18 protein-coding genes and 2 tRNA genes are annotated in these 17,971 nt (G+C 31.8%); 16 read left to right on the top strand and 4 right to left on the bottom strand.

All coding sequences use genetic code 11. The features are described 5' to 3' along the window. The first annotated feature begins 24 nt into the window (after nt 1–24). Nucleotides 25–1,170, top strand: coding sequence for a 2-amino-4-hydroxy-6-hydroxymethyldihydropteridine diphosphokinase (gene folK, locus PBN93_RS09585; protein WP_271080529.1), 1,146 nt, complete (start codon nt 25–27; stop codon nt 1,168–1,170). A gap of 165 nt (nt 1,171–1,335) precedes the next feature. Here folK and PBN93_RS09580 read toward each other — a convergent pair whose 3' ends face one another. Then, nucleotides 1,336–1,869: an RNA methyltransferase gene (locus PBN93_RS09580; RefSeq protein WP_271080528.1), complete on the bottom strand. Its 534-nt coding sequence runs from the start codon at nt 1,867–1,869 to the stop codon at nt 1,336–1,338. Between the two features lie 157 nt (nt 1,870–2,026). On the opposite strand from PBN93_RS09580, the gene mutS reads away from it, so the two are divergent. From mutS to PBN93_RS09525, 11 genes are all read left to right on the top strand, one after another. Next, the gene (gene mutS, locus PBN93_RS09575; protein WP_271081902.1) at nt 2,027–4,609 is read left to right on the top strand and encodes a DNA mismatch repair protein MutS; all 2,583 of its coding nucleotides are present in this window, start codon (nt 2,027–2,029) and stop codon (nt 4,607–4,609) included. Between the two features lie 142 nt (nt 4,610–4,751). Further along, nucleotides 4,752–4,823: transfer RNA gene (locus tag PBN93_RS09570), tRNA-Gly, on the top strand. Between the two features lie 45 nt (nt 4,824–4,868). Further along, a tRNA-Leu gene (locus PBN93_RS09565) sits at nt 4,869–4,952 on the top strand. 166 nt (nt 4,953–5,118) lie between these two features. Further along, nucleotides 5,119–5,475 carry a hypothetical protein gene (locus PBN93_RS09560; RefSeq protein WP_271080527.1) on the top strand — a complete coding sequence of 119 codons (357 nt, stop codon included), beginning with the start codon at nt 5,119–5,121 and terminating at the stop codon, nt 5,473–5,475. A 10-nt stretch (nt 5,476–5,485) separates the two neighbouring features. Beyond that, complete coding sequence (locus PBN93_RS09555) at nt 5,486–5,989, top strand: hypothetical protein (RefSeq protein WP_271080526.1); 504 nt, start codon at nt 5,486–5,488, stop codon at nt 5,987–5,989. Nucleotides 5,990–6,008: 19 nt separating this feature from the next. Then, entirely contained in the window at nt 6,009–6,194 is a 186-nt protein-coding gene (locus tag PBN93_RS09550; protein ID WP_077402001.1) for a hypothetical protein, read from the top strand. Nucleotides 6,195–6,296: 102 nt separating this feature from the next. Continuing rightward, nucleotides 6,297–7,220, top strand: a complete 924-nt coding sequence (locus tag PBN93_RS09545; RefSeq protein ID WP_077401998.1) for a hypothetical protein — start codon at nt 6,297–6,299, stop codon at nt 7,218–7,220. Between the two features lie 11 nt (nt 7,221–7,231). Further along, nucleotides 7,232–7,969: a hypothetical protein gene (locus PBN93_RS09540; protein ID WP_139344219.1), complete on the top strand. Its 738-nt coding sequence runs from the start codon at nt 7,232–7,234 to the stop codon at nt 7,967–7,969. Nucleotides 7,970–7,971: 2 nt separating this feature from the next. Beyond that, nucleotides 7,972–8,361 (top strand): DUF5071 domain-containing protein, encoded by a 390-nt coding sequence (locus PBN93_RS09535; protein WP_171974482.1) that lies wholly within the window; start codon nt 7,972–7,974, stop codon nt 8,359–8,361. A 39-nt stretch (nt 8,362–8,400) separates the two neighbouring features. Continuing rightward, a complete protein-coding gene (locus tag PBN93_RS09530; RefSeq protein WP_077401989.1) occupies nt 8,401–9,048 on the top strand; it encodes a suppressor of fused domain protein in 648 nt (215 codons plus the stop codon). A gap of 84 nt (nt 9,049–9,132) precedes the next feature. Next, nucleotides 9,133–10,041, top strand: a complete 909-nt coding sequence (locus tag PBN93_RS09525; protein ID WP_077401986.1) for a pepsin/retropepsin-like aspartic protease family protein — start codon at nt 9,133–9,135, stop codon at nt 10,039–10,041. A 9-nt stretch (nt 10,042–10,050) separates the two neighbouring features. On the opposite strand, the gene PBN93_RS09520 is transcribed toward PBN93_RS09525, so the two are convergent. Together PBN93_RS09520 and PBN93_RS09515 are read right to left on the bottom strand one after the other, a co-directional pair. Then, a complete protein-coding gene (locus PBN93_RS09520; RefSeq protein WP_271080525.1) occupies nt 10,051–10,803 on the bottom strand; it encodes a helix-turn-helix domain-containing protein in 753 nt (250 codons plus the stop codon). A 39-nt stretch (nt 10,804–10,842) separates the two neighbouring features. Then, nucleotides 10,843–11,985, bottom strand: coding sequence for an MFS transporter (locus PBN93_RS09515; RefSeq protein WP_271080524.1), 1,143 nt, complete (start codon nt 11,983–11,985; stop codon nt 10,843–10,845). Between the two features lie 143 nt (nt 11,986–12,128). Here PBN93_RS09515 and PBN93_RS09510 point away from each other — a divergent pair, with 143 nt between their 5' ends. The 4 genes from PBN93_RS09510 (at nt 12,129) to PBN93_RS09495 (ending at nt 15,541) form a co-directional block, all read left to right on the top strand. Then, the gene (locus PBN93_RS09510; protein ID WP_271080523.1) at nt 12,129–12,446 is read left to right on the top strand and encodes a helix-turn-helix transcriptional regulator; all 318 of its coding nucleotides are present in this window, start codon (nt 12,129–12,131) and stop codon (nt 12,444–12,446) included. Nucleotides 12,447–12,515: 69 nt separating this feature from the next. Next, complete coding sequence (locus PBN93_RS09505) at nt 12,516–13,076, top strand: carboxymuconolactone decarboxylase family protein (protein ID WP_171974481.1); 561 nt, start codon at nt 12,516–12,518, stop codon at nt 13,074–13,076. Nucleotides 13,077–13,190: 114 nt separating this feature from the next. Then, complete coding sequence (locus tag PBN93_RS09500) at nt 13,191–14,597, top strand: pyridoxal phosphate-dependent decarboxylase family protein (RefSeq protein WP_271080522.1); 1,407 nt, start codon at nt 13,191–13,193, stop codon at nt 14,595–14,597. A gap of 131 nt (nt 14,598–14,728) precedes the next feature. Then, nucleotides 14,729–15,541: a 3-keto-disaccharide hydrolase gene (locus tag PBN93_RS09495; RefSeq protein ID WP_271080521.1), complete on the top strand. Its 813-nt coding sequence runs from the start codon at nt 14,729–14,731 to the stop codon at nt 15,539–15,541. Between the two features lie 52 nt (nt 15,542–15,593). On the opposite strand, the gene metE is transcribed toward PBN93_RS09495, so the two are convergent. Beyond that, the gene (gene metE / locus PBN93_RS09490; protein ID WP_271080520.1) at nt 15,594–17,909 is read right to left on the bottom strand and encodes a 5-methyltetrahydropteroyltriglutamate--homocysteine S-methyltransferase; all 2,316 of its coding nucleotides are present in this window, start codon (nt 17,907–17,909) and stop codon (nt 15,594–15,596) included. Nucleotides 17,910–17,971: the final 62 nt, after the last annotated feature.

Here is a 17,971-nt window from a genome sequence, read left to right as displayed (position 1 = left end):
CTATTTTATTTACTTTGTTTTTAAATGAAGAAGAACGTTACAACTGCATACCTATCTATAGGTAGTAATTTAGGTGATAAAATAGTAAACCTACAAGATGCCATTTTTTTATTAAAAGAAAAAGCTGGTGATATTGTAGGTATATCTAAAGTTTACAAGTGCCAATCATGGGGTTTTGAGTCGGACGACTTTTTAAACGCCTGTGTATCTATTAACACAACTAAAGATGCTTTTGAGCTTTTAGATATAATTTTAAAAATAGAAAAAGATTTAGGCAGACAACGTACAGATGAAGCTGGTTACCAAGCCAGAACCATAGATATAGACATTATATACTTTGGCAAAGAGATAATTAACACAGATAAATTAGTGGTACCACACCCAAACTTGCAATTTAGAAGTTTTGTATTACGCCCACTTGCAGATGTTGGTCCGCAATTTTACCATCCAATATTAAACAAAGACTCTAGAAACCTTTTTCAGGAATGTAAAGACAAAGGCACTATAGAACGTACAGAAAGAAGGTTATACCCTAACAGAGAAAGCTTATTGGCAAAAGCTCAGTTTTTAGCAATAGAAGGTAACATTGGTGCAGGTAAAACTACTTTAGCTAATAAAATATCTGAAGACTACAATGCCAAACTTATTGTAGAACGTTTTGCAGATAACCCGTTTTTACCTAAGTTTTATGAAGACCAAACAAGGTATGCTTTTCCTTTAGAAATGTCTTTTTTAGCAGACCGTTACCAGCAATATTCAGATGATACATCACAGCTAGACTTATTTAGGTCTTTTATGGTTAGTGATTATGACATTTTTAAATCGCTAATATTTGCAAAAGTAACCTTACACCAAGATGAGTTTAAACTGTACCGTAAGTTATTTGATTTAATGTATAAAGATGTAAAAAAGCCCGATGTTTTTGTATACCTATACCAAAACACAGAGCGCTTAATTGCTAACATTAAAAAGCGTGGTCGTGAATATGAACAGGATATACAGACTGATTATCTAGAAAAAATTAACAAAGGTTATTTAGATTTCATAAAAAGTTACCCACAACAAAATACCTTTATTATAGACGTAAGCGACCTAGATTTTGTAGCTAATGACGCTGATTATGAGCACATTTTACACGAAATACAAGGTTACATATTACGTAATCTTTAAAAAAAGACAAGTATTAAATTAACAGTTATTTCACAATTTATTTGCAATATTGAAAACGTTTTCTTTAATTGCATATCTCTTAACAGAGGAACTAACTAACTCAAACTACATAATGGACCCAACTTAGTTGGGTCTTTTTTTATGCCTTAAAACTAAAAAGGTGTTTTATTTGTCTTGTAGTTTAGACCACAAATCCCAAACCACAACACCTGCACTTACAGAAATATTTAAAGAATGTTTTGTACCGTATTGGGGAATTTCTAAAACCACATCACTAGCTGTAACTACATCTTGTGCCACACCTTTAACCTCGTTACCAAAAATTAGTGCATACTTTTGGTTTTCATTAACCTTATAATCATTTAAAAAAGTAGCATTTTCTGCTTGTTCTACAGCAAGTGTTTTATAACCATTGCTTTTTAACTCTTGCACTAGAGGCAGTGTTTCTTCTACATATTCCCAAGCAACGCTATCTGTAGCGCCCAAAGCTGTTTTTTGTATGTCTTTATGTGGCGGTTTTGCCGTAATACCACACAAGTATATTTTTTCAATTAAAAAAGCATCAGCTGTTCTAAAAACAGACCCAATGTTGTTTAAACTTCTAATATTATCTAAAACAATAACAATAGGCGTTTTTTCTGCTTGTTTAAACTCTTCAATATTTAATCGCTCTAATTCGTTATTTTTTAATTTTCTCATTCTATTTATATCTAGTAAACTTATCCACAAATATCAACAAAGGTTTTGTAACCAAAGAGAAAAACTTAAATTCGTTTTGTAATTTTTAAGTTAATCATTAAGATTTTTCAATTTGCCTAAAACAAGTACACCAAAGAAGAAAAAGGTAACTCCTTTAATGCAGCAATACAACGCTATAAAAACAAAGTACCCAGATGCTATGTTGCTTTTTCGTGTTGGAGATTTTTATGAGACATTTGGTGATGATGCCGTTAAAGCATCTAAAATACTAGGGATTATATGCACACACCGTAACAATGGTGGAGAAAAAACAGAATTGGCTGGTTTTCCGCATCATTCTTTAAATACCTATTTACCAAAATTGGTAAAAGCCGGACAACGTGTTGCAATTTGCGACCAGTTAGAAGACCCCAAGCAGACCAAAACCATTGTAAAAAGAGGCGTTACAGAATTGGTTACTCCCGGTGTGGCTTTAAATGATGATATTTTATCTGCCAAAACCAACAATTTTTTATGTGCTGTACATTTTGGAAGAAAAAAAGTAGGTGTATCTTTTTTAGATATTTCTACCGGAGAATTTTTAACATCAGAAGGTACAGAAGAGCAAATTGATAAATTGTTACAAAACTTTGCTCCCAATGAGGTCCTAGTTTCTAAAACACATAAAAAAGACTTTTTAAAAATATTTGGAACCGAGTTTCATACCTTTTTTATAGAAGATTGGATTTTTCAGGAAGATTATGCACAGGAAACACTTACCAAACATTTTAATACCGCTACTTTAAAAGGTTTTGGCGTTGCACATTTAGAGCAGGGCATTATGGCATCTGGTGCTGTTTTACATTATTTATCTGAAACGCAACACCACAAACTACAACACATCAATACGCTACAACGTATTGCTGAGGAAGAATACATTTGGATGGATAGGTTTACCATTAAAAACCTGGAGTTATACCACTCTTACAATCCAAATGCAGTTACACTTTTAGATGTAATAGACAAAACCATATCTCCTATGGGTGGGCGTATGCTAAAACGTTGGTTGGCTTTGCCTTTAAAAAATGTAGAAAAAATAAAAAGAAGACACCAGGTTATTACCTATTTACAAGCTAATGATACCATTTTACACCAGTTACAACAATCTATAAAGCAAATGGGAGACTTAGAACGTTTAATTTCTAAGGTAGCAACAGCCAAAATATCACCCAAAGAAGTAGTACAACTTAAAAACTCTTTAGAAGCCATACTACCTGTTAAACAACTTACAAGCACTAGTAAAAACGAAGCTGTAAAACTTATAGGAGACCAATTACACGGTTGTGATCTACTACGCGCTAAAATTAAAGAAATGATTAGCGAAGATGCCCCAGTTAATATGCTTAAAGGCGAAACTATTGCCAAAGGATATTCTGCCGAGTTAGATGAGCTACGTGGTTTGGCATTTTCTGGCAAAGATTACTTAAATAAAATGTTAGAAAGAGAAACCGAACGTACCGGTATTACCTCTTTAAAAATAGCTAGCAATAATGTATTTGGTTATTATATAGAAGTACGTAATACCCACAAAGACAAGGTACCACAAGAATGGATACGCAAGCAAACCTTAGTAAATGCAGAACGCTACATTACAGAAGAACTAAAGGAGTACGAGAGCAAAATATTAGGAGCAGAAGAACGTATACAAGTTTTAGAGTTAGAACTTTTTAATAAATTAGTAATTTGGATGCAAGAATATATTGCGCCAGTACAGCACAACGCACAATTAATTGCGCAATTAGATTGTCTTTGTGGTTTTACACAATTGGCAACAGACAATAAATATACCGCTCCTGTTATAGACAATTCTACAGATTTAGAAATTGTAAACGGAAGACATCCTGTTATAGAAAAACAATTACCTGTTGGAGAAACTTATATTGCCAATGATGTTACTTTAAACAGAGAAGAACAACAAATAATAATGATTACAGGGCCAAATATGAGTGGTAAATCTGCCATATTACGCCAAACAGCCTTAATTGTGTTATTAGCACAAATGGGTAGTTTTGTACCTGCAGAGTCTGCAAAAATTGGTTATGTAGATAAAATATTTACCAGAGTTGGTGCCAGTGACAACATCTCTATGGGAGAATCTACTTTTATGGTAGAGATGAACGAGACTGCATCTATTCTAAACAACCTTTCAGATCGTAGTTTGGTATTGTTAGATGAAATTGGACGTGGCACAAGCACCTATGATGGTATTTCTATTGCCTGGGCAATATCAGAATACCTACACCAACACCCAACACAAGCAAAAACATTATTTGCTACCCACTACCATGAGTTAAATGAAATGACAGCAACATTTAACAGAATAAAAAATTACAACGTATCTGTAAAAGAACTAAAAGATAATGTTCTGTTCTTGCGCAAACTTACTCCTGGTGGTAGCGAGCATAGTTTTGGTATACACGTAGCAAAAATGGCTGGTATGCCACAGCAAGTTATTTCTAAAGCTAATAAAATACTTAAAAAGTTAGAGAAATCTCACTCTAGTGAAGAGCTCACAACAAAGCTAACAGATGCCCAAAACGAAATGCAACTGAGCTTTTTTAATATGGATGATCCTCTTCTTTTAGAGCTAAAAGAAGAAATAATTGATTTAGATATTAACACGCTAACACCGGTTGAAGCCTTAATGAAACTAAATGAAATAAAAAGATTGCTTTCCGCACAAAAAAAAGATGAAGTGTAAAACGCTCATTTTATGTTATTTGAAAATAAATTCTAAAATTAGATAAAAAATATTGATATTTTTTTTGAAAATAGCTTTGTGGTTTAGAAAAATGTCTTAAATTTGCACCCGCATCTGATAAAGATGTACGCTCATAAAAATTGCGAAAGTAGCTCAGGGGTAGAGCATCACCTTGCCAAGGTGGAGGTCGAGGGTTCGAATCCCTTTTTTCGCTCAGAAAAAATTATACCAATTGCCTGTTAGTAATAACAGCTAATTTGCTCGAGTGGTGGAATTGGTAGACACGTTGGACTTAAAATCCAATGGACATTAGTCCGTATGGGTTCAAGTCCCATCTCGAGTACAAAACCCTTGTTAATCTAACGATTTTCAAGGGTTTTTGCTTTTTATACCTTTTTGCCTTTTACCTATTTTAACTTACTCTAAAAATTTTAATTCGCATAACTTATAAAATAAGGTACTATTTTACCCACTTATTTTTATATTGCCATAAAATACAGCCAATTTTTATGAGTGACATTACACCACACAACCAAGAAGACAACCAAAAACAGCAACAACAAGAAACTTACCAAGCGCAACCTATTATTATTAATCAAAACAATAATAATGGCAAATCTAACCCAATAGGCATTGCAGGTTTTATAATCTCTATACTTGCTTACATTTTATATTGTATTCCTATTGTGGGGCACTTAATATGGATTTTAGGACTTGTTTTATCTATAATTGGACTTTTTAATCGTCCGCGAGGGCTTGCCATTGCAGGTGTAGTTATCTCTTTAATATGGATAATTTTTTATGTTATGCTTATTGCAGGATTATTGTTTTTTGATGCGGCGTCAACAGGTTTAGAAGGGTTTTAGAAAATATATTATGACTATAAAAACCTACGCCTTACTCTTTTTTCTATTTCTTGTAAACGTCACCGGCACTTGTCAATATACACAAGAAACAGACACAACAAGCCATTTAAAATCTGGCTTTTATATTTTAAACGATTCTGTTGGAGTAAAAGTTTTTGTTCCAGATTTTAATAAACTACAATACGTAAACACAAAAACATTAATTCCTATTACAGCTATTAAAAAGTGTTCTACTGTTGGTATAGATGCTACATTTAGAAATACCGGAGAAAAACAATTTGGTTTAAATTTAACCTTTACACCCAAAGGAGATATTAAAATGCAAATTGCTACAGACATAGCTTTTGAAGAGCGTAAAAGCATAGGTTTGTTTATAGATAACAAAATTATTAATGCCTTTTACGTAAATAGTAAAATTAGAAACGGAAATTATTTTTTAGCCCTTAATTTACCTTTTGCAGAGATTAAGAAATTGGAAAAGAAAATTAATTCGGAACTTAAAAAAAAGAAATAAAACACTAGTTTTAACAGCTATGAGAAAAACAATATTAATTATTGGTGTAGCACTTGCCCTTGTAAATGTTGTATATAGTTTTATGAGAGATGCAGAAACTGTGCTATTTTTTGGCAAGGATATAAATATATGGGTATATAGGTTAATTTGGGCATTTATGGCTATACTTATTTTAAATGCTTACCGTAAAGAAGCTAAAAAATAAATTATTTAGCAACGGTAATATGCCTAACTCCTACAAATAAACATTAGCGCATTACAATACCCTTTATATACCTTAATTTGTACTTTTTAATTTAGGTACAAAATGATGCGTAACAACATAAGAAATGCAACCATAACCAGCAGATTTAACTTTCTGTACATATTTTTACTATTTTTTTTTATTACCATTTTGGTTTTTCTTTATGTACTTCTAATTACTAAAGAAGAAATTATATTATTTTTAATAGCCTTTATGGCCTTTGTAACGTATGGCATTTATTATGCCTTAAAAAGTCTCATTTTTTATAGAGCAAACGCTAAAAACATTAAAATTGGCATATTTAAAACATATACTTATAATGAAGTAAAAAGTATTGAGTTACATAGTTCTGTACCTTCAAAATTTATGTTTTTTACCATTTACGAAAAAGGACTTACCATACACCTAAAAAACAATAAAAAAATATACCTAAAAGAAGCCTACTACACTAACTTTTGGAAACTACGTTTACACTTAGACAACACCTTTGGTAATAAACAAATAAAAATAAGTAAACCTGTTACTAATAGCACTATTGCTATTACCAACAAAACCACACCCATACCATTTTATATTACACTAATAAAAGTAATTATATTAATAGCATTAACTTCCTCTATTATATTATTGCTAGAACTGTTTATTTCCAACTACCTAGATCCAGGATATTTTATATTTAGTACAGGTACATTTCTTTTTTTGTTACTTTTTACAACACAAATGGGCTATATAGAAAGTTCTAAAAATTACATCATTATTAAAAACTTAATAAATCCGTTTGTAAAAAAAATAATACCTACAAATGTTATTACCCACACAACTAAAGAAACAGTGGGCGGTGGCAGAAACAAAAGAACATTTATAATTATACACACCGTGTATCATAAAAAATATAAAGTTACCATAGATTTTATAAGTTTTAAAAGAGAAAAAAATATTATTAAACAAATTAATAAACTAGAAATCCCTTATAGCGATTACACATAAAATTATATGGTATGAAAATAATAAAACGACTTAAAATTCTATTATTTGCATTCTGTATGTGCAATAATGCATTTGCCCAAGAAGATTACAATTATTCTGACGAGCTACTTACAACCACATTTAAAGCCTACCAAGCAGTAGATTTTGATATGGCAAACAGTATGTTTCCTTTTGTAAAGGAGCGTTTTTTAGAACATTTAAAAGACTCCACTAGTTTTACAAACCCATATGATAGTTTATCTAAACATATAAGCATAAAATACAGCTTAGACAGTGTAGTAAAAACATATACTTGGAGCCAAAGAGACCCTGGCTGTTGCCACAGCTCTGTTAGTTATGCGCAATACAAAAACAGTACTGGAGCTATTACATATATAAACTTAAAAGATAAAGATGATGGTGACCAAGATGTGTTTATACTTGGTGTACACCATATAGAAATTAACAACAAACCGCACTACTTGTTATTAGGCTGGGGAACCTGTTGTGGAGGCAAACATTACAGCACAGCAAAAGTGTACAGTATAATTAATGGTGTCTTACAAAAAAGTAAGTCTGCCTTTATTAATGAAGATTATATTTTTACAGAAGCCAACCGCGGGCAAGACATTAAAATAACATACAATGAAGAAAAAAAAATATTGTCTTATTTTAGTTACCAAGAAGATGAGGAAACTGGTTTTTACAATAACGAACAAACACATACCCAATGGAAACTAACTAACAAAGGATTTAAAAAAGAAAAATAATAGTGCAACCACAACTACCAAAACATAAAGGAGATACAGCAGCCGTAGCCAACTTAAATAACTATAGCTATAAGCAAGTAAAACCAATAGTGCCAGAGCTATTAACTTGGTTGCAAGATTTAAACTGGCCAGTTGCAGGCCCAATAGCATTGTATTTACAGTCTATAACAGAACATATTACAGATGATATTATTGTCATTTTAAAAGGTAAAGATGAAGTTTGGAAATACTGGCTTGTGTTAGTTTTTGGCACTAATGCAACAGCTCCAATAACCCCAAAACTAATGGCCGAATTTAAACGAATTGCCACACAACCTACAAAAGCAGAAATAGCCGAAGAAACACAAGAATTGGCTTTAGAGGTGATTAAAAAAATGAATACTAAAACCTAGAAAAGTAACTGCTTTGCTTAATACTCCATAATTAATCCTATGACCCTAAAAGAATACAAAAATAAATATACAGAAGAAGATACTGTTGGTTGGGACTATATAGACTCTGCAATAGAAAAAATATACCCTGAGCAAAACCCACAACATTATGCTCCACAATTACCTTATGCATTAGGTGGCACAGAACCTATAGATGGTATTAGCGTTTACAATAGCACCTTGCAAGAACCACACTTTCATTACATTTCATACGGATTTTCTGAGCTATATTATAACGAGGAATCTGTAGAAGAAGAATATAGTAAACTTGGTTTTGAACTTACGTTTAGACTAAAAAAATATAGTGATGACGATAATGTTAATTGGGCTTGTAATTTAATTCAGAATTTAGGAAAGTATGTTTTTAGCAAAGAAAAATGGTTTGAGGAGTACCATCTTATACCTGCAAACGGCCCAATAAGAAGTAATTACAATACAGATATTACTGCTCTGGCCTTTGTTATAGACAAAGAATTAGACATATTAAACACTCCACACGGTGAAGTTCAGTTTTTGCAAATGGTTGGCTTAACCAACACAGAATATGAGGAACTAAAACAAAATCCTAGTACCACAAAAACAAAAGAATTACTAGATAAACTAAAACAAAACAACCCTTTGCTTGTTACAGATTTACAACGTAAGTAAAAATTAACTACACTAACACTACACCTACTCCAACTTTATGTAAATTAGCTTTACTGCATTACGTCTCTTAAACCAATAATAACTATGCCTAAAAAATTGTTTACTTATTTATTTTTTACACTAGTTACTTTTGGTGGCATATCTCAAACCAAAAACAACGCAAATTTATTAGGTAGTTTTCCGTTTACTTTCACTCCTAAAAACAACATTGCAGTACAGGCTATTTTAAATAAAAAAGATACTGTTAGCCTAATGCTACACACAGCTGCAGAATCTATCACTTTAATAAAAGATAGCGCTGCAAAAACAACTAGCGTACAATGGAACACAGAAGATACTGTAGAAAGTTGGGGCGGAAAAAGCACATCTAGACATAGTAATAGCAACACATTACAAATAGGAGATTTTAATTGGGAAAATTTACCTATTTGGGAAAATAAAAACTCGGGACCAGGAACAGATGGTAAATTTGGCCCTAGTTTATTTAAGGGCAAAGCCCTACATATTAGCTTTACAAACCACAAAATAACGGTATACAAAACAATACCTAAAAAAATAAAAGGGTATAAAAAAATCCCTTTAAATTATAAAGACGGATTTATGTTTTTGGGCGGAGAAAGTAGTATAGCATCAAAAAAATATGAGAATTCATTTTTAATTCACTCTGGGTACACTGGTTTTATTTTGTTTGATGATGATTTTGCTAAAACCAATACATTAGATTCGCTTTTAAAAATTATAGACACCAAAGAACTTAAGGATTCTTACGGTAATGTACTAAAAACACAAAAGGCTATTTTACCTAAATTTAAAGTTGGCAAAACTACATTTAAAAATGTACCTATTGGCTTTTTTAAAGGCGCAATTGCCAAACAAAGTATGAGTGTTGTTGGCACTGACTTTTTAAAAAGGTTTGATTTTTACATTAGTGCAAATCGAAAATTTACATACTTAAAGCCAAACAGAAACTATAATTTACCTTACGGCAAGTAGTTATTTATATTATTCAGAGAACTTAGACGGACTAACTCCTGTATGTTTTTTAAAAAATCTAGAAAAGCTACTTAAAGACTCAAAACCCAGCTCAAAAGCAAGCTCTTTAATTGTTACTTCTTTTTTTACAAGTTGCCTTTTGGCTTCAGTAATTTGACGTTGTTGTATAATTTGTTTAGCCGTTAAGTTTAATTTTTCATTCAAAATCTGATTTAATCTTTTTTCACTTAACCCTAGCTCTTTTGCATAAAAGCTAGCTTGTGTTTCATTTAAAAAATAAGTTTCCATCAACTCTAAAAAATCAAAAACTCTTTTTTGTTTCAGATCTTGCTCTATAAAATTGTCATTACCAATACGTATTAAATGTAATAGTAAAACTTTTAATAGTGTTTTTATCATTATATATGATGCAGTAGTGTTATACTCTTCTACCACCAAATAAACCACACTTTTTACTTTTGCTACTTGCGCTTTATTTTTTAAAACCAATTGTGGTTGTTTGTTAAAAAGCGACATCACATCTAAAGCATATTCTATATCATCTTCTTCTATTAAATCTCTTTCAAAATTTAGTAATATTCCTTTTTTATGAGAAAATGCTTCTTCTAAGAAATAATCATTTAAAGGTTTAAAAAACACTAGTGAATCTTTATTTGTATAAAAACAAAAAAAGATTCCAAAAGAATTATCTGAAAGCATTTTTGTGCCTTTAGTTACCTTTTTATCAATTTTTATTTTGTGTTTTAAACCAGTTTTAGGCATCTATATTTAAAATTTAATTTAAATATAGGCATACTATACTTATTTGCTATGTACTTCTATTTTTTTAAACGCATAGTAAAGTAAAATACCAATAACCAATGCTAATAAAGACGCTACACCATATACAATAGCATAATTTGCAGATATATACTCTATAAAAGTTGATAAAAATTGCCCACCAAAAACGCCCATTGAGTAAAGACCTAAATTTTTACCTAAATTTTTTGTAGCACTAGCCTCTATCATCATGTGGTTTAAAAGTGGTATGGTAAATCCAAAGCCTGCGCCAATAAATATTGCGCTTAAAATTAGTAAAGGTAAACTGCCAACTATGGCTAGTGTTATGTACCCTAACATAAACAACAAAAAGCCTAAAGCAACTACGCAACCATCTCCTATTTTTTTTACTACTCTTGGCATTTGACTTGCCGTTACAATTGCTACTAAAGAGATAAATGCCATAAAATAACCTGTATAAGACTCTGTAAAACCAATAGATTTTGGCAAATAAATTGGTAAAGTAACAAAACTAACAAAGAACAATACCATTGAAAGCAATGAGGCATAAAAAATGATTTTTATAGCTAGTTTGTCTTCTTTTTTATCTTGAGTAGCTACAGCTATGTCTTTTTTAACCGCCTTAGGTAATGATTTTACTACTAACAACAAACATATAATTGCAATAAGGTATAGGAAAAATGGGTACTGCCAATGCCACTGCCCAAGTATACCTCCAATAGAAAGAAAAATTACACCACCTAACTCTATAGACATACCTTGCCAAGCAATAAGTTTCATTCTTTTTTCACCCGTAAAAAAATCTGCAATAAAAGAAGTTACAGACACTTGCACTGCAACTGTAGCAGCACCTAATAAAAACCGGTCTAGCATTAAAATATAGTCGTTTGTAATATACGCCCCAGCAAAGCCTAAAAAAGCATAAGGCACCAACCCCAAACACAACATAATAAAAGAACCTTTTTTATGTAAAAGTTTACCCACAATAGGAGCAAATACCACAACACCTAAAGACGGCAATGTTATTAACCAACCTGGCGAAAAACCAAAATTTAAATTATCTACAATTCCTGTTAAAGAAGGCGCTATAACGGTACCTACCATTATGGTTAAACTACTTACCAATAACAAGGTAAATATTCCTAAGTTTGTTATCTTTTTCATAGTGCAAAATTGCAACACTAATTTTGCACTTAGTATTCTGTTTTTCTAATAGAGTATACCAAAATGGAAATAACAAAGCTACTCCCAAATAAATTCTTTATATTTAATAACATATCAATTATAATCCCCAAAATAAATAGTAAATGGATGTTTTAGATCATTTTACAGAATTAGTAAATAAGCACTTTATTACACAACACGAGATTTCCTTCTACGAAAAAGAACTTGGTTTAAAACCCAAGTATTTAAGTAAACTTGCTAAAAAAAAGAATTTGCAACCACCTTGTCAAGTTTTATTAGAAAAGCAAATAACACACGGCAAACAATTACTAAAACAAACAGATAAAACCGTTAAAGAAATAGCTTTTGAAATGAACTTTGAAGATCATTTTTATTTTAGCAAAGTATTTAAACGCAAAACTGGGCAAACGCCTACAGAATACAGAAGTTCTTTAAAGTGAACCTTTGTCCATTGCCAATTGTTGTGCACGGCCATACCTTTGCTCTATTAAAAATTAAAAATGAGCAGAATGAAAAATTTTACAAAGCATAGCATAGAAAGCGCTCCAGAAGCATCTAAAGAACTCTTAAAATACGGAGAGCAAAAATACGGAGCTGTGCCTAACTTGTTTAAATATATGGCTGGCGCACCTGCAACTTTAGAAGCGTATAACAGTTTATTTAAAATATTTTCTACTACATCTTTTACAGCTGGTGAGCAACACCTAATATTACTTGCTGCTAGTGTTGTAAACAAATGTGATTATTGTACTGCTGCACATACTAGAGCCGCTAAAGCAAATGGTGTAGCTTCTAAAACCTTAAATGCTATACGCAAACAAAAACAGCTAGAAGACACTAGGTTAGATGTACTTATAAACACTACTAAAAAAATTACAGAGACCAGAGGTAACGTTTCTAAAAATGATTTAGAAGTTTTTTACAATGCAGGTTTTTCTCCAGAAAATATAATGGAAATTATTGTTGGTGTATCCTTAAAAACTTTAAGTAATTATATTAACCACATTACAGAAAATGTAATAAACGAATCTTTAGAGCCTTTTGCGGTTGGTAAAGAAATTGAAGATTAAGAAATACAGATTGTCATTATTCTATTACAAAAACCACCACTTAGGTGGTTTTGTTTTTTTAACTTGTGTACTATTAAGTAGCCTGGTTAAATAACCAAAACAACACATTGTATTATGAACAAATTATTGGAAAAAGATTTTAATAGTTTTGACAAATTATTGCATAAAATAGCTGAGCAAGGAACAGAATATTTTAAAAATGTTGACTTAGAAAAAACAAGTTTACCTGTATTAAAAACGTCTAAAAAAATCTTAAATAACGAAGGCATAGGCGGATTAAAAACTCTAAAATTATTTAATGAAAAATTTAGACATACAATTGTTGCTTCTTCTGGCCCACGCTATTTAGGTTATGTTGTTGGTGGCACTACACCAGCTGCGGTTATTGGAGATTGGCTAACAACCATTTATGACCAAAACCCACAAACAACTACTGCCCAAGGTGATGTTTCTGTACAAATAGAACAAGAAACCATAAAATTATTACTAAACTTATTTCATCTTCCTAATAACTTTTTAGGTGGATTTGTCTCTGGTGCTACAATGTCTAACTTTACTTGTTTGGCAGTAGCCAGACAATGGATAGGTAAACAGGAAGGAAAAGATTTTGCAAAAAATGGTATTACCAGCACCATAAATGTACTATCTGCAGTGCCGCATTCTTCTGCTATAAAATCTTTATCTATGCTTGGTATTGGTAGTGCCAATGTTATAAAAATAAAAATTGAAGAAGGTAACAGAGAATCTATAAATATTAATGATTTAGAGGTAAAAATTAAAACCTTAAATAATAAACCATTTATACTTATCTCTAGTGCAGGAACCGTAAATTCTGCAGATTTTGATAATTTTGAAGCTATAAACGCCTTACATAAAAAATATAATTTTTGGTGGCATATTGATGGTGCCTTTGGCGCTTTTGCATCTTGCTCTCCTAAATACAGACACCTTGTTAAAGGCTGGGAAAACGCAGATAGCATTACTATAGATTGCCATAAATGGTTAAATGTTCCTTATGACAGTGCTGTATTTTTTGTAAAAGAAAAACATAACTTATTACAGTTAGAAACATTTCAAAATTCTAATGCACCCTATTTAGGAGACCCATCAGAAAACTTTAATTATTTAAATTTTTTACCAGAAAATTCCAGAAGATTAAGAGCGTTACCTGCTTGGTTTTCTCTTATTGCTTACGGTAAAGATGGCTACAAAGACATTGTAGAAAACTCAGTTAACATGGCACAAAAGTTAGAAGAATTTATCTTACAAAATGAAGAGCTTACACTACTAACTCCAACACGTTTAAACAATGTTTGTTTTTCTTTAAAGGATAAAAATAAACAAGATAAAATACCTCTTTTTATAACCGAACTTAACAAAGAAGGTAAAGTGTATATGACACCAACAGTATATAGAAATACTAAAGGAGTTAGAGCTTCTTTTGTTAATTGGCGTACTAATGAAAAGGATATTTTGATAATAACCAAAGAAATTGAAAAAGCTCTTAAATACATTAAATAAATTAGTTTATGCTAGAATACACTAGCTACCTAAAAACTGTATCGTAGGTTTTTTTCTACAGATTTAACATCATATTAATTACAACTCTGCTCTAAATTTATATTTTAGCAAATCCTAAATAACTACCAATTATGATGAATAAAAGTTTTAGCCTACTGTTGTGTGCCGTTTTATTACTAGCAAGTTGCAATAATAACAAACCAAAATGGAAACAACTTTTTAACGGTAAAGACCTTAAAGGCTGGCAAGTAAAAATTAAAAACCACCCTTTAAATGACAACTACGCAAACACGTTTAGTGTAAAAGATGGCAACATACAAGTTCGTTATAACAACTACGGAGATTTTAATCAGCAATACGGACACTTATTTTACAAAAAACCATACAGCGCATATTTAATAGGTGTAGAGTACAGGTTTGTAGGTGAGCAAGCTAAAGGTGGTGAAGGTTGGGCTACTAGAAATAGTGGTATTATGATACACGGACAATCTCCTAATACAATGGCGGTAGAGCAAGATTTTCCTAATTCTATAGAAGTACAACTTTTAGGCGGTAATGGTAAAGACGACCGCCCAACTGCTAATATTTGCACACCTGGCACACAGTATGTTTTTAATAATGAGATAATACAAGAACACTGTGCAAAATCTACATCTAAAACATACCACGGAGACCAATGGGTACGTGTTGAAGCTTTGGTTTTAAAAGATTCTTTAATAGTACACTATGTAAATGGTGAAGAAGTGCTGCGTTATACAAAACCTCAACTAGATCCTGTAAACGGAGCCAAAGAAGGAAAACCATTAACTAGTGGTAGCATCTCTTTACAAAGTGAGAGTCATCCTGTAGATTTTAGAAAAGTAGAAATAGTAAACCTAGAAAAATACATTACAGATAAAGGTAAGCTTACAGAAGTAATTAACGAACTACTTACCAAAAACTAAAAAAATTAAAGCCTTTAGCAATACTAAAGGCTTTTTTTATACAGCTCGTTTATTAAGCCGTTTGTAATTTAGAACGCATTGTTTTTGCTGCAGCTACCAAATTCTCTAAGGCAGCTTTTGTTTCTGGCCAATCTCTAGTTTTTAATCCACAATCCGGATTTACCCAAATATTGTCTGTTGGCAGTAACTTACTTGCTTTTTCTAAAAGATCTTCTATCTCTTGCAATGTAGGTACACGTGGCGAGTGTATATCATAAACACCAGGACCAATTTCATTAGGATATTTATAATCTACAAGCACGTTTAATAAATCCATTTTAGATCTAGAGGTTTCTATAGTAATTACATCTGCATCTAAGGCTGTAATATGCTCTATAATATCATTAAACTCAGAATAGCACATATGCGTATGTATTTGTGTTTTATCTGCCACTCCAGAAGTTGCTATTTTAAAACTCTCTACAGCCCAAGTTAAATATGCATCTCTATATTCTTTTCGTAATGGTAAACCTTCTCTAATAGCTGGTTCATCTACTTGAATAGCCTGTAAACCTGCATTTTCTAAATCTACAACCTCATCTCTAATTGCTAAGGCTATTTGCTTACAGGTTTCAGACCTTGGCTGGTCATTACGTACAAAAGACCATTGTAAAATAGTAACCGGCCCTGTTAACATACCCTTTACTACTTTAGAACTTAAAGACTGTGCATAGGCAGACCAATTAACTGTCATTGGTACAGGTCTAGACACGTCTCCAAATAATATTGGAGGCTTTACTGCCCTACTACCATAACTCTGCACCCAACCAAAACTAGAGATTGCAAACCCTTCTAGTTTTTCTCCAAAATACTCTACCATATCATTACGCTCACACTCACCGTGCACAAGTACATCTAACCCTATTTTTTCCTGAAAACGTATGGTTTCTTCAATCTCTTGCTTAATAAGTTCGTTATAAGCATCTAAACTAAGTTCTTTTTTCTTTAATTTAGATCGCCAACTCCTTACCTCTTTTGTCTGCGGAAAAGATCCTATAGTTGTTGTTGGGTATGCAGGTAATTTTAGTTGGTTTTTTTGTATTTTTTGACGTGATGAAAACTCTGCATTACGCAAACTATCATTTTCAGTTAAAAAACTAACTCTTGCTTTTACCGCAGCATTATGTATTACTGAAGATTCCTTTTTTGCCCTATGGGCTCTTTTATTATTTAATAATTTAGCTGCTACATCTTTACTAGCATTTCCTGTAGCCAGTTTTTTTAGTGTAACCAACTCATCTACTTTTTGCTTGGCAAAAGCCAACCATTGCTTTACACTAGCTGGTAGTGTTTCTTCATTCTGTTCTAAATCTAAATCGTATGGCGTATGTAGTAAAGAACAAGATGTTGCTAACCAAACATTCTCTTCTCCTATTTTCTCTTCAACCTTTTTTACAGTTGCTAAGGTTTCTTCAAAATTGTTTTTCCAAATGTTTCGCCCATCAATTAAGCCTAAACTAAGTATTTTATCATTCTTAAAATTAGCTGCATCAAAAACATCATCTAACTGTAAAGAACAACGTACCAAATCTAAATGTAAAGCGTATACTGGTAACTGAAGTACGGTTTCTAAATTATCTCCATAACAATCAAAATAACTAGTTAAAATAATTTTTAAGTCAGGAAACTTATCGGCTAATTGGGTATACAATTTAGTTACTGCCTGCCTATCTGTATCTGTAAGGTTTAATGCCAAACAAGGTTCATCTAATTGCACGTGTGTTGCCCCAGCTGCAACTAACTCTGTTATCAACTCAAAAAATACAGGCAACAAATTGTTTAACAAATCTATTTTATTAAAGCCCTCCTCTTTTTCCTTTCCTAAAAGCAAATAAGTAACCGGACTTAATACTACTGGCTTTGTGGTAATGTTATGTGCTAATGCTTCTTTAAACTCCTCCACAGGTTTTAAAGAGAATAATTCAAAATCTTGATTAGCTGTAAACTCTGGCACTAAATAATGGTAATTGGTATCAAACCACTTAGTCATTTCCATAGCAGTAACATCAAACTCATTATTTTGTAAGCCTCTTGCCATTGCAAAATACAGATCTAGTTTAGACTCTTTTTCTTTTATTGTCTGATATCTTGCAGGAATACAACCGTAGGTTAAGGTAGCATCTAAAACTTGATCGTAAAAAGAAAAATCGTTAGACGGAATAAGATCTACTCCTGCCTTTTGCATTAATTTCCAATTGTAAAGTTTTAATTGCTTACCCATTTCTAGCAATTCGGTTTTAGTAGCTGTACCTTTCCAGTACTTCTCGCTTACTTTTTTTAACTCTCTTTTAGCTCCAATTCTTGGGTAACCTAAAACATTAGTTTTCATAGCATTGTAAATTTATTATTCTATGCAAAGGTTAGTATAATAAATATTTAAGCTAAATAACT

The sequence above is a fragment of the Cellulophaga omnivescoria genome (genome assembly GCF_027915275.1).
Lineage (GTDB): Bacteria > Bacteroidota > Bacteroidia > Flavobacteriales > Flavobacteriaceae > Cellulophaga > Cellulophaga omnivescoria.
Note: the sequence above shows the minus strand (reverse complement) of the source record. Positions and strands in the feature narration are given on the sequence as shown.